The following is a 13,160-nucleotide window of genomic DNA, read 5'->3' as shown; positions in this document are numbered from 1 at the left end:
GCAGACTTTTGAGATGCGTCCCTTGCAGAATAGTGAGAGTGAAAAATTGGGGGACAGCAAAAAAGGTTGTCAGCCAATCTAAAACAGACTGAAATATAGTTGCATGGAGTTTTCGTCCAAAGCGTCTATTCCCATCCTGTTTTGAAAATCTTCAAGGATATTTCTGGCCTTTTGTCTTTGTCCGGTTTCCGCAAGAACCAAAGCAAGATGGTAGACAATTTCTTTGTTGTCAGGATCGCCGTGAAGGGCTTGATTCAGAGTTTTCAAAGCAAGTTCCATGTGGCCTAAACGATAATGAACCCATCCCAAGGTATCCAGTGCCAGGGGGTTGCCGTTTTTCGCAGCATGCTGGGCCAGGGCTAAGGCCTTCTCCAGGTTTTCAAATTCATCGTTTTGGGAATAGAGAAAAGCCAGGTTGTTGGCCGCAGGCAGGAAATCTGGATACTTTTCCAGGATCTGTTCATAAAGAAGCTGTGCCTGGTTTTTATGATTATTTTGCTGATAAAATACTGCCAGCTGAAACCTGACAGCATCAATATTGTGTGCACTTTTCAGTGCATGCTGCAGTATAGCTTCGGCCTTGTCCGGGTTTTGCATTCGTTGGTGGATTTCTGCTATCTTGAGGTATGGCAGTGACCAATCCGGTCTGAATTTAGAGGCTCTGGAAAAGTATTCAAGAGCTTGAATTGCATCTCCAAGATAGACAAAAATTTCACCTTTAATAAGCAAAGCTTCTGAGTTTTGAGGCTGGATTTCCAGGATTTGAGTAAGTTCCTGATGAGCTCGAACATAATCCATTCTTGAAGCGTGATATCTGACCAGTTCCAGTCTGGCCGGCACATATTCAGGATCAATGGACATAGCACTGCGCAAGTTTGCCACTGCCAACAGGGGTTCGCCAAGTTTAAAGTGGCACAGAGCCAGATAATAGTATGCTGCAGTGTTATCTGGATTTTCCCTCAGCACCACCCTGAAATTGTGAACAGCATCTGAAAATTTGTTTTGGCCAGCCAGCATCCTGCCCTTGAGCATCAGAGACTGCGCATCCAGGGGATTCTGTATCAGAACAGTTGCCAATTCCTTTTCAGCCTGTTCATAGTCGGCCCTTAGAAAGTAAATATTGGCCAGAAGCTTTCTTGACTCAAGACTTCTAAGGCTCTCCGGTTCTAAGGCAATTGATTGCTTGAGTGTTTTTTCAGCTTCTGTTTCGTGTCCAAGAAGCATGTAAACTCTGGCCAGTGCAGAGATCAGGTCATGATCTTCTCCAGCAAGACTCAATCCTTGCCTGAGAGTCTCAGCTGCCTGCTCTGTTCTGTCAGTCCCTGCATATAACTCTGCCAGTGTCAGGTAAGCTTTTTTGTCTCGGGGGCTGCCGGACAATATACTTAAAAGCTCATGTTCGGCAGCTTCAAATTGCCCAGTATCTCTGTAGTGCCTTATGAGTATTAACTTCAAGTGTTCATTGTCAGGGTCCTTAAACAACATCTCCTTATATGTCTGGGCTGCCATGTCGCTTTGACCTGTGGCTTGAAATGTTTCAGCCTTAACCAGGCTGATTGGTGTATTATCTGGATGTCTAACTAATCCTTCAGACAGGATGTTGAGTGCCTGTTCATAATCTCCTTTTCCGGATAACATCCTGGCCATAAGAATATATGGCTCTGCTTTTTCAGGGTAAAGTTCTACAAGTTTGCCTGCCAGGTTAAGACCCTGGTGAAATTGCTCCTTTTTAAGGTACACGTTGGTAAGGATAACCATGGCCTCAAAATTTTGAGGGTCAGCATCCATGATTTTGAATGCAAGCTCTGCAGCCTGATCAAGTTCTCCGGCCATGTGCAGAATTCGTCCCAGGTACATATGGGCCTCAAGTAGTTCCGGATTGAGTTGGCCGGCTTTTCTAAAGGAGTTATGAGCCCTTTGCCATTGCTTCAACTGATAATATGTCTTGCCCAGCATAAGATGCCCCATGTAGAATGACGAATCAATCCGGACTGCGTTTCTAAACTCCAGTTCTGCCTCTCTGTACTGCTGGGCTTCATAGTAGACCATGCCCCGATCATAATGGGCGGCCGTGCGTTCTTCAGGTCCGCTGCATCCCAAAAAGAGAATAATTCCTGCAAGGACTAAGGTTGTTAAGCAATATATTCTTTTCATTTTTTATTATCCTTTTTTGTGAGTTATGTATAATTTATACGGCTCCTTTTCTTCTCATCACCACCCAAAGCGTGAGCAGTAAAATCTTGATATCTGCTATGAATTTCCACTGATCAATATATTGCAGATCAAGTTTTACAACTTCATTGAAATCACTGATCTTGTTTCTTCCTGAAACCTGCCACAATCCTGTAATTCCAGGCTTCATGGATATTCTTCTTCTCTGCCAGACTTCATACTGCTTTACCTCGTCAAGGGTGGGCGGCCTTGTACCTACCAGGCTCATCTCACCTTTGACTACATTAATGAATTGAGGAAACTCATCTAAAGAGCTTTTACGCAGAAATCGGCCTACTTTGGTCACTCTGGGATCATTTTCCATCTTGAACATAAATCCATTCATCTCATTTCTTGATTCCAGATCTTTTTTTCTTTCTTCCGCATCAATATACATGGTCCTGAATTTATAAATCCAGAATATTCTGTTATTTCGTCCCACTCTCTGTTGTCTGAAGAGTACCGGGCCTGGGGAATCTATCTTTATGGCTATGGCTATAATGGGGTACATAAGACAAAATATTAAAAAGCCGATTATGCCAAACAAAAAATCCATTAATCTTTTATACACTAAACCTGATGCATTTATTCCTGTAGTTTCTTTACTTAATGCAGGTATATCCTGGATATGTTCCACACTCAGCCTGAAGGGAGAATAAGGATTGAACAAGGCTGGCACAATTCTATAGGGAATTCCCATTTTTTCACATAAATCAAGGTAGGACTTGATATCATTATTGAATTCAGGTTCTAATGCAAATATGACTTCGTCTATGCTGTTCTCTTGTAGAACTTTATTGAAATCCTCAAGCTTTCCAAGACAAGCAATCTCATGACTCAGTCCATTGTTGTGATCTGAGCTTAAATATCCAATAATCTTATGGCCCCAGCTTTTCTGGGTCATGAGGGCCTCACAAACCATTACAGCCCGCTTACCGTCGCCTGCCAGCATGATTCTTCTTGCACTGAAACCATTACTTTGAAATTTGTCCAGCAGGATATCAAATACAGCCCTGTTGAGTACTGTTCCAAGTAGTACAAACACAGCAAAAATACCCAGAAATCCTCTTGGAATAATGTACATTTTAAGGCCGTACAATGCGACGCCCACAATGGAAAAAACAATTATCACTGAGGCAGAAATACGTTTAATAACCGGCAGTATTGATGTATAGCGTCTGTCTGAATACAGCCCGAAGCCTCCCATGACCACATTGGAGGCAAACATAACAAAAAGTACAATCCCTGTAAGAAGATAATCATCAATATATCTTGTTCCACCGCTTGTAAGCCAGCGTAAATACATGGCGCTGTACCCTGAGATGACAATCATGAATCCATCCAGAACCATGAGCAGTGTAATTATCAGGGCTACCTGTTGTCTGTACATATCTCCTCCAGTTGACCAAAAATCTTATTACTTGAGCCATTTTTAAGGTTGTCAGGGGACAGGCACATTGGAGTCCCAATTTTCGTAAAGGAAACCCGCTTTAGTTGCTCGAAGGTTTGGTCTCGAACCTCACGGACGAAAAGCTTCAGAATTCCTTGATTGTGCCTGAACTGATGCTCCACGTGAAAGGACAATGTTCTTGTTGTCAAAAAATTACGGTGCTTTCATGATTATCACCAGGTACATAAATAGCTATTTTTTCCTTAAGCTCACCAAGGAAGTTGTTTAGTATCGTCTGGCCCTCTTCAATAGTCTGTCCAGGCTTGAGGTACATTTCCACCCGAACCAGCGCACCGTCTGTTCTGTTTCGTGTTAAAGCATCCCAGAACAGATAGAATTTATTGAGATATTCGCTGGTGATATGCCTGCCACGCTGCTCAAACCAGAAGTTTGACAGGATTTTGCTGTCCATCTGCTTCATGACCATGGAACGTACACTAAAATCCCGACCATTATCAGGGTCTGGTTCAGACAGGGTTTTGCTGAGCAGAATCCATCCTCCACCAAGCAGGCATGAAGTAGGTGCATGAGCAGTTTTTCGAGTTGTCTGGGTCTCATAATATGAGACAAGCAGGTAAAGGGAGTTGCCTGTGACTGGATTGATGTAAGTACCCGATATATAATCATCAGCCCAGAGGGAATTTAGTATTTGAGGGGAAAGATATGATCTTTTGCCATGCCATTCACCAATGCTTTCCGGGAATGTACTGAAATTCTGCCTTGCAGGAATAATCTGGTTATTGATAAGCTGGGATTGAATCAGAAAGCCGGAAATTAGAAATATTGAAGTCAAAATTGCTTTGTAAGGAACCAGAGATATCCATGAATCGTCATTAACACTTTCACGCTTTTTCCTGTCTAATGACTCTTTGCCCACTGAGTGGTGGACTTGCCAGTCATTTTTTACTTCTGCTTTACTTTCAATTCTTCTCAGAACTGCCAGCATACCAGCCAGCAGGGTCAACATAAACATGTAAACCAGCCATCCTGAAAAATCGTGGAAAAAACCTTCTGCAAGTGCGGGATCTATTATTCTTACAAGTACACCGGTAACTGCAATTCTAAGAGAGTTTGAAACAAGGCATATAAATGGACTTATGATCAGCAAAACAAGTCTGGCGCTGGTGGTTTTCAAGAAAAAATGGCCTGCCAGAAGAGCCAGAAAAATAGTAGGAAAAAGATAACGCAGGCCACTGCAGGCATCCACGACCTGAAGCCTGGCAATGCCTAAATCAATAATATTTCCTTCTCTGTAGACGGGTATGTTAATTACCTGCAGAAGATGCACTGCCAGATACGATGACCATAATTTAAGCTTTAAACTTATGATATTATTTATAAATTGAGGTAATGGCAAAGCAAAGATAAGTAAAATAAATGGGAAGGCAGCAAACCTTAAATTCTGATATCCAAAAAATAAAATAAATATTCCCAATAAAGATATCCACATGGAGATATAGATCAATGTTTCTAAAGAACCAAGTCTGCCAACGAGTAAAAAAAGCATAGATGATAGAAGGACAAGGATTGAAATAATCCATGAATTTTCTATTTTTTGAATATAATATTTTTTAGCTTGCCACATTAAATATACAAAAACTGGCAGAACAAGGTAACTATGGCTGTTATCCTGATTATTCCACTGCTTTATAAGGCCAGGAAAGTAAGAATAATAAACCAGCAGCCATGCGCTGAGCAAAATTAGAGAACTGAATACCAGCACAGGGTGTGACAAAAATTCTATTATTGTACTATGTTTGTGTTTCATTCCAATAAAAATGCAAATTAAATGCCCTGCTGAATGGTCCTTTATCAGTAGCCTTTGGAGTGAAATTCCAAATAATTAATACTCCTGTATCCAAAATTTATGGATTTTTTACTGATAAATTCGGAGTAACTGGATTATTATATATGGTTTGATCAGATAATTTCAGTGAGATCCTGGAACGAGAGCTGGCCCTGATTGACTTTCAAAAAATGCATAATGCTCCGCTCTTCGGGAGCCTGTTTTACTCAAAAATTAGACGTATAAAACATCGGATTTGCTCATGTAATGTCCGGAGTTCCTGTCCTCTGCTTTCCTCAGAAATGGGCTGAACTGTGATAAGAAATTCAAGGCAGACTGTGTCAGCAAACCAGCTGCCAGTTGTAACCTCCTTCCCAGGGGGCCGGGACCGAACCTGTGAGTAACTTGAAATAGCCTTAGCGCGTTAGGGATTGCCGCGCTCGAAGACTCGCTCGCAATGACACCTGAGCTGTCAGGGATGTAGTTGCTCAAAACCCCCTCGCCCACGATGGAGCCTGAGCAACCAAAGCGATCTGTATGGTAAGACCATAATATTCTGAATTTATTGATTATACGGTCAAGTTACTTGTAAGCTCAGTGATCCTGATAAAGAATGACTGACTTTGTGGCACCAATCTTTCATATAACTGATGATAGGACTTCATCGTCAGGAAAGGGAAGTATTATGTTTTTTGACTGCTAAAACAGGATGTACCTTAGCAGTGTCAGCTGAGAAAAGTATTTAAAAAATTCACTTTTTATTACGTGGGGTTGTGCAAGGCTTCAGTCCTGGACCCAAACGGATTGTCAAAAAGCGTAATGCTCCCATGTCACTCTTAAACAAAGGAGCTCAATTTATGAAAGCTGTAATTCTCGCTGGAGGCCTGGGCACCAGGCTTTCTGAAGAGACAACAATCAGGCCTAAACCCATGGTGGAGATAGGTGGCATGCCCATATTATGGCATATTATGAAAATATACTCAGCACATGGAGTTAATGAATTCATAATCTGCTGTGGATACAAGGGCGAGGCCATAAAGCAATTTTTTGTAGATTATGTCCTCAAACGCTCCGACTTAACCTGTGACCTTAAGAACAACAGGATGAATATTCATCGTAACGATGTAGAGCCATGGAAAGTCACACTGGTGGATACAGGTCTTAAGACTATGAAGGGGGGACGCATGCTGAGAGTACGCGAATACATAGAAGATGAGACTTTTTTCATGACCTATGGTGATGGTCTAAGCGATGTGGATATTGCCGATCTTCTTAATTTTCATCAAAAACAGCAGGTTCTGGTTACTTTGACTGCTGTGCAGCCTCCAGGCAGATTCGGGGCATTTAGACTGGCCAAAAAACAGTGCATAATCAAAGGGTTCAAGGAAAAACCCAATGGCGATGGTGCCTGGGTCAATGGCGGTTTTTTTGTTTTGGAGCCTGAAGCCATGAATTATATTGCAGGCGATGAAATGGATTGGGAAAATGAGCCTATGGAGCACCTGGCCAGGGAAAGTAAGCTGGCAGCATTTAAACATACTGGATTCTGGCAGCCCATGGATACACTGAGGGACAAACATTATCTTGAAAACCTCTGGTCATCAGGAAAGCCTCCCTGGAAGGTGTGGCCATGAATTATGGATTCTGGAAAGATAAAACAGTTTTGATTACTGGAAATACTGGTTTTAAGGGGAGTTGGTTGACTATATGGCTTAAGATTCTGGGCTGCAGGGTTGTGGGCTATTCACTTGCACCACCTTCGGAACCCAGCCTGTTCCAGGTTTCCGGTGCAGGTAATAACACAGAGATGATCATGGGTGATGTCCGTGATAAAACTCTGCTTGCCAGGACCATTTTAAAATATAAACCCGATATTGTAATTCACATGGCTGCCCAGTCCCTGGTCAGACCATCATACCACCAGCCAGCCCAGACTTATGAAATCAATGTCATGGGCACGGTTAATCTTCTCGAAGCATTGAGAGTTCATCCTTGCGCAAGGTCTGTATTAGTCGTTACCAGCGACAAGTGTTATGAAAACAGGGAGTCAGGAAGACCGTTCAGAGAAAATGATCCCATGGGCGGATATGATCCTTATTCCAGCAGCAAGGGTTGCGCTGAACTGGTGGTTGCAGCCTACAGACAATCATTTTTTCCGGAAAATGAATACTCGGAACACCAGGTGGCTCTGGCCAGTGCCAGGGCTGGAAATGTAATCGGCGGCGGTGACTGGTCCAAGGACAGACTGATAGTGGATGCCATGAATGCCTTTATTTCCGGAAAAAAGCTGTACATCAGAAATCCAGAAGCTGTGCGTCCCTGGCAACATGTTCTGGATCCTTTGACAGGCTACCTTATCCTGGCAGAGAAACTCTGGACACATGGGCCGGCATATTCAGGTGCCTGGAACTTCGGTCCTGATCTTGAAGATTCAAGGCCTGTTGCCTGGGTGGTGGACAAACTGTGCAGATTTTGGGGTGGTGGAGCAAACTGGAGGCACGACAAAACCTGTTCGCCTCATGAAGCAGAGCTGCTTTTTCTGGATTCTTCCAAAGCCAGGCTGAAACTGGAGTGGCACCCAAGACTCAAGATTATGTCTGCACTGGCCTGGACAGCAGCCTGGTACAGGGCCTTTCAAAGAGGCGCGGACATGAATGCCATGTGTCTGAAACAGATTGATCAATATGAGGAACTTAAAGTGATCATTGATCTCACTAAACACCAGAAAAAGGAGAAGCCCGTGTCCTCAAGCAAACATCAATTCCTTCAATCCAGTTCAACATCTTTTAACATTGCTATGCCAGAGACAAAAATCTATGAAAATCATCACAACCAGCCTTAATGGCGCATTTATAATTACTCCCGAAAGAATAAATGATGAACGGGGTTTTTTTGCCCGGGTATTTTGTCGCAGGGAATTGGAGAAGATCGGGCTTATCCCGGATGTTGTTCAATGCAATATTTCGTTTAATCTTAAGAGAGGAACTCTTAGAGGGTTGCATTTTCAGAAATCTCCATATGGCGAGGTCAAGATAATTCGCTGTACCAGCGGGGCAGTTTTTGATGTGCTTGTTGACCTTCGGTCTGACTCAGCAACATACCTCAAGTGGTTCGGAACAACTCTCAGCCATGACAACCGTAAGATGATTTATGCTCCCAAAGGCTTTGCTCATGGCTATCTGACCCTTAAGGATAACTCTGAAGTATTTTATCAAGTTTCAGAATTTTACAGTCCTGACCATGAAGCAGGTGTCCGTTGGGATGACCCGCTCTTTAAAATCAGCTGGCCCGAGCCTGTATCATTGATCAGCAAGAAGGACAGTTCATATCCTGATTATAAAATCAACGAAATAGTTTAGCCATTTTAAGAAGGCAGTGAACAGGCACTCCGGGATCCACTTGAGCAATAACCGATGTTTTAAACGTGTCTTTTATGAGGCATGTGGATCCCGGGAGAGCCAGCCCTTGTAACGCATGTAAAAGTCAAAACAATTACAATTAACAATAGCGTGGTGTAATTATGATAATTCTGGACACAGCCTTAAATAATCGTCTTAAAGAAAATAACCCTGTCAAGGTAGGTATAATTGGCGCAGGGTATATGGGCAGAGGACTGGTTTTCCAAATAGAGAGGTCCATCAGGGGTATGCGTGCTGTCGCAGTTTTTAACAGGCATATTTCATCAGCAGCATATGCTTATGAGCTGGCTGGAATTAAAGATCCGGTAGTTGTGGATAACCTGGAACAGTTAGAAAGTGCCCTGGCTTCAAACTACTTCTGTATTACAGACAATCCGGAAATAATTTGCATGGCTCAGGGTATAGACGTAATAATGGAAGCTACCGGTGAGATTGATTTTGCCGCTGATATTTGTTTGAAAGCCATGGATCATGGAAAACATGTCATACTCATGAATGCTGAACTCGATGCCACGGTAGGTCCTATTCTCAAAGTCTATGCTGACAGGGCAGATGTGATCATCAGTAATTGCGACGGAGATCAGCCCGGGGTGATTATGAATCTTTTGCGTTATGTGAAGACCATTGGTTGCAGACCAGTTCTGGCTGGTAATATCAAGGGATTGCATGATCCATATCGAAATCCTGACACTCAAAAGTCCTATGCTGAAAAATTCAGGCAGAAACCAAGAATGGTCACATCCTTTGCTGATGGCACAAAGATATCATTTGAAATGGCAGTAGTAGCCAATGCTACTGGGTTTAAATGTGCCAAAAGAGGCATGCACGGCCCCAAATGTTTTCATGTATCTCAGGCAGCACACCTGTTTCCTTTAGATGAAATGCTGGAGCATGGTCTGGTTGACTACATCCTGGGTGCTGATCCCCCGGGAGTTTTTGTGCTGGGATATAACGACAGTCCTGTGATGAGGCAATATATGGATTATTATAAGATGGGAACAGGGCCTGTTTATGTCTTTTATATTCCTTATCACCTGCCATCAATTGAGGCACCGTTGACAGCAGCCAGGGCTGTACTTTTCAATGATGCCAGTATTACCCCGCTGGCAGGTCCTGTCTGTGAGGTTATAACTATTGCCAAGAGAGAGCTCAAGGCTGGTGATATTCTGGATGGAATTGGGGGGTTTGACACTTACGGAGTCCTGGAAAATATGCCTGTAGCCATGGGGGAAAACCTCTTGCCCATGGGGCTTTCCAGAGGTTGCTGGCTCAAGAGAGACATAAAAAAAGATCAAGCCATAACTTATCATGATGTTCATGTCCCTGAAGGAAGACTTGGAGACAGGCTCAGGCAGGAGCAGATTGTGCATTTTGGACTGGCGTCCGATAGAGCCATGCCTGGTAAAAAGATTCCAGACCATGGTTTTGCATCAAATCAGGCTCAGGTATAAAGTACTGGCATTTATAATATATCCTTTCTCAGCAGTTAACCCGTCAGGTGGTCCCGCCTGACGGGTACTTGATGCTCATATCAATTTATGAGCATGCCTTGAACTCGCATATGATTATGATGATTTCCTTTTCTTGCGGGCATGTTCCAACTCCGCCATGATTTCCTGCCATTGGTTGCTGGGGCAATGTTCCTCCACTAAAATTTCAAAAAATTCCCCTGGTTCGAGTTGTAATTCATGCCGGTCCGGATGATGTTCTCGAAGCCATTTCAACGCTTCCTGTGCTTCAGTCATACTGTTTGCCGTAAAGCAATCAATTGGCAAAGGGTTTTGATTAGCACGGCATTTCATCAAAAGATAGCGCTTATCCATAGGTATATCCTGTTCAATAAAGTTTGTTAAAAAAGTAATTGATTGGCTGTTTGTAAGTTTCTACAGGGCAGGCTGGAACCATTATGGGGTCCTGAGCAGTCTACTGGGGGCAGTCCTGTAGCAGGACAGTCCCTGTGCCAAACCATAATATACAGCTTTTAACCCAAAAATTGCTATATCAAACAGCTTGTAACTATCTGTTTTTTTGAACAAATATAATCGATTATAAGTTTCGCTTTAGGGTTAATTAAGCTCTAAAATGTCTGTTTCCAGCTGATACCTGTGATTAATACTGCAAGCCCTGAGCCATAAGTAGAATGATATTTTGCATGGTGTGACATTGTATGCTTCTGAAAAGGTAACGGTAGCAGGCTTGAACACGAGACGCATAATCAAGCACATATTAGTTATTTACTGCCTCAATCCTGTAGAAAAAATCAAAAAAAATTTTTAACCCTGACGAGAGCAATAACATTCAAGATCCCTATTCTTCAGCCTTCTGCCTTCAGTCTGAAAATTATGTCTATCGCCCCAACTTAACGATCCTTTTTTATATTGGGTTGCGGGCAAAGCCCGCCTAAGTTACATATATGTTCCCCAGCAGTATGGCTCGTAATACTAAACAGGAAAGTGAATCCTGTCCTTTGTTCCAGGGTTGGAATCTAAGGAACAAGGTCTATGGAGATAAATATTAAAATTGGAAGCCAGTATTGTTAAAATATGTTAATAAACTAAAATTGTGACAGTTCATTAGTTTCATTTTAAAAAAAGCCCTCCATCTATAGCATGCTCTGAAAATTTCGGAAATCCTGAAAATTCTGATTATTCTGAAAATACAGTAATCGTAAACCATTTGCATGTTGTATCACGGAAATTGACTGACGGTGATCATTGCGTGTTTCTAAACAATAAAAATGAGTTGTATGTCACAGAAATTTTGGGGTTTAAACCTGATTATTGCGGCTTGAGACAGGGACTGTCCCTGATTTCAAGGCTGTTTCCAATTGATTTTTCAGAAACGTGTAATGCTCCAGTGGACAACTATTGTTCAATAATGCTTGATCTTTTCACTGCTTACCACACACAGGCATTAGCATCAAAATGGTGGCATAATCTTTGTACATAGATAAACAATGAGCTTTCGTTAAATACAGTAAACGATACACATTATACGTAAACTATTGGGTATAATTGGTTGTCACAAGGACTGATTCACTGTCTGTGCTACATGCAAAAGTCTGCACAATTAAAAAGTGATATTATTTTTAAGCTCCTCACCCAGGCGGACCGTGACCGAACCTGTGAGTAACTTATACCCTTCGTTCCCAGGCTCCAGCCAGGGAATAAGAGCAATAAGGAAGTAAACATTTAGATCAAACCACCCCCAACCCCTCCTTAACTAAGGAGAGGAGTACACCGTGCTGTGCTCCAAATATGACAGAGCTTTGTAACATCAACCTTCTTAAATAATTGACATAAAACTGTAGTTACTTCTAAGTATCTAAAGCCAAATTGGTAATAAATTCAGAGCATTATGGTTTTACCTTACAGATTGCTTCGGTCGCTTAGGCTCACTTGTGGGTGACAGGTTTTGAGCAACCACATCCCTGACAGCTCAGGTGTCATTGCGAGCGAGTCTTCGAGCGCGGCAATCTCAAACGCGCTAAGGCTATTTCAAGTTACTCGCTAGTTCGGTCCCGGTCCCCCCCGGGTGAGGAGCTTATATGTGTTTTAATTGATACACTCTGAATAATCTTCAATTTATAATAATTATTTTAACAGGAGCAACTAAAATGTCCAATAGCCTTAAAAAAGAAGTTTATATTGATGAAAAAATACTGGATCGATTAGAATCTGTGGCTAAGAGAAGCGAATTACGGTTAAGTACATTGCTGGATCAGATACTTAGAACATATATTGAGGATAATGAAGTGAACAGTCCCATAACTGACGAAAAAAGAAAATTTAAAAGAAAAAATGTGGTTATACCAGCCATGGTCTACGAAAAATCACAAGAAGCCAACGTGGGCAGGTATTATTCAACAACTGTGCTGGATATTTCCATTGGCGGAACACGACTGGCCTTTCCTATTGACAGGGATGGGAAAATCGAATTTATACGAAGCAATTCAGATTTCGAGGTTATTTTGTATCTTACTGATACAGAAGTTTTATCAAGGTTCAAGTGTAATCTTAAGCATGTGGAGAAAAATGATTACACCATAAAGGTGGGTGGAGCTTTTACCCAATGTGATGAGTTCAGCAATGATCAGCTTAACCAGTACTTTATGCAATAATGAGTTGCCAGCATTTAACCTACATGGGGATTTTCCTGGTTCAAGGATCGTCCCCAGTAACTTTTCATAAAACACCAATGATTATTGACATATAGGTCAGGGGGGAGGAGACAGAGGGCACAGGAGTCAGGAAACAGGAGTCAGGAGACAGGAGACAGGAGACAGGAGACAGGA

9 protein-coding genes are annotated in these 13,160 nt (G+C 42.3%); 5 read left to right on the top strand and 4 right to left on the bottom strand.

What is annotated here, in order from left to right; genetic code table 11:
• Positions 1-78: 78 nt before the first annotated feature.
• The 3 genes from LZ23_RS18115 to xrtD all read right to left on the bottom strand — a co-directional run bounded on the left by LZ23_RS18115 (position 79) and on the right by xrtD (position 5,429).
• Positions 79-2,154, bottom strand: a complete 2,076-nt coding sequence (locus LZ23_RS18115) for a tetratricopeptide repeat protein (protein WP_045216470.1) — start codon at positions 2,152-2,154, stop codon at positions 79-81.
• A gap of 34 nt (positions 2,155-2,188) precedes the next feature.
• The gene (locus tag LZ23_RS18110) at positions 2,189-3,601 is read right to left on the bottom strand and encodes a sugar transferase (RefSeq protein ID WP_045216469.1); all 1,413 of its coding nucleotides are present in this window, start codon (positions 3,599-3,601) and stop codon (positions 2,189-2,191) included.
• Positions 3,602-3,806: 205 nt separating this feature from the next.
• Positions 3,807-5,429: a VPLPA-CTERM-specific exosortase XrtD gene (xrtD, locus tag LZ23_RS18105; protein WP_045216468.1), complete on the bottom strand. Its 1,623-nt coding sequence runs from the start codon at positions 5,427-5,429 to the stop codon at positions 3,807-3,809.
• Between the two features lie 875 nt (positions 5,430-6,304).
• Between xrtD and rfbF the strand changes: the two genes are divergently transcribed.
• The 4 genes from rfbF (at position 6,305) to LZ23_RS18085 (ending at position 10,317) form a co-directional block, all read left to right on the top strand.
• Positions 6,305-7,081, top strand: coding sequence for a glucose-1-phosphate cytidylyltransferase (rfbF, locus tag LZ23_RS18100; RefSeq protein WP_045216467.1), 777 nt, complete (start codon positions 6,305-6,307; stop codon positions 7,079-7,081).
• On the top strand, positions 7,078-8,289 hold the full coding sequence (rfbG, locus tag LZ23_RS18095) for a CDP-glucose 4,6-dehydratase (RefSeq protein ID WP_198146044.1): 1,212 nt from the start codon (positions 7,078-7,080) through the stop codon (positions 8,287-8,289). Before rfbF ends, rfbG begins: the two co-directional genes overlap by 4 nt.
• A complete protein-coding gene (gene rfbC, locus LZ23_RS18090; protein ID WP_045216466.1) occupies positions 8,264-8,806 on the top strand; it encodes a dTDP-4-dehydrorhamnose 3,5-epimerase in 543 nt (180 codons plus the stop codon). The genes rfbG and rfbC overlap by 26 nt, the downstream gene beginning before the upstream one ends.
• Before the next feature lie 161 nt (positions 8,807-8,967).
• A complete protein-coding gene (locus LZ23_RS18085) occupies positions 8,968-10,317 on the top strand; it encodes an NAD(P)H-dependent oxidoreductase (protein WP_045216464.1) in 1,350 nt (449 codons plus the stop codon).
• Between the two features lie 114 nt (positions 10,318-10,431).
• Here the strand turns inward: LZ23_RS18085 and LZ23_RS18080 are convergent, their stop codons facing one another.
• Positions 10,432-10,689, bottom strand: coding sequence for a hypothetical protein (locus LZ23_RS18080; RefSeq protein WP_045216462.1), 258 nt, complete (start codon positions 10,687-10,689; stop codon positions 10,432-10,434).
• Positions 10,690-12,482: 1,793 nt separating this feature from the next.
• Between LZ23_RS18080 and LZ23_RS18075 the strand changes: the two genes are divergently transcribed.
• On the top strand, positions 12,483-12,986 hold the full coding sequence (locus LZ23_RS18075) for a PilZ domain-containing protein (protein WP_045216461.1): 504 nt from the start codon (positions 12,483-12,485) through the stop codon (positions 12,984-12,986).
• The last annotated feature ends 174 nt before the right edge of the window (positions 12,987-13,160 follow it).

The sequence above is a fragment of the Desulfonatronovibrio magnus genome (genome assembly GCF_000934755.1).
Classification (GTDB): Bacteria; Desulfobacterota; Desulfovibrionia; order Desulfovibrionales; family Desulfonatronovibrionaceae; genus Desulfonatronovibrio; species Desulfonatronovibrio magnus.
This window is presented reverse-complemented; position numbering and strand designations above follow the sequence as displayed.

Coding starts and splice junctions, on each gene's coding strand:
- LZ23_RS18115 (WP_045216470.1), bottom strand. CDS start 2,154: ATGAAAAGAATATATTGCTTAACAACCTTAGTCCTTGCAGGAATTATT.
- LZ23_RS18110 (WP_045216469.1), bottom strand. CDS start 3,601: ATGTACAGACAACAGGTAGCCCTGATAATTACACTGCTCATGGTTCTG.
- xrtD (WP_045216468.1), bottom strand. CDS start 5,429: ATGAAACACAAACATAGTACAATAATAGAATTTTTGTCACACCCTGTG.
- rfbF (WP_045216467.1), top strand. CDS start 6,305: ATGAAAGCTGTAATTCTCGCTGGAGGCCTGGGCACCAGGCTTTCTGAA.
- rfbG (WP_198146044.1), top strand. CDS start 7,078: ATGAATTATGGATTCTGGAAAGATAAAACAGTTTTGATTACTGGAAAT.
- rfbC (WP_045216466.1), top strand. CDS start 8,264: ATGAAAATCATCACAACCAGCCTTAATGGCGCATTTATAATTACTCCC.
- LZ23_RS18085 (WP_045216464.1), top strand. CDS start 8,968: ATGATAATTCTGGACACAGCCTTAAATAATCGTCTTAAAGAAAATAAC.
- LZ23_RS18080 (WP_045216462.1), bottom strand. CDS start 10,689: ATGGATAAGCGCTATCTTTTGATGAAATGCCGTGCTAATCAAAACCCT.
- LZ23_RS18075 (WP_045216461.1), top strand. CDS start 12,483: ATGTCCAATAGCCTTAAAAAAGAAGTTTATATTGATGAAAAAATACTG.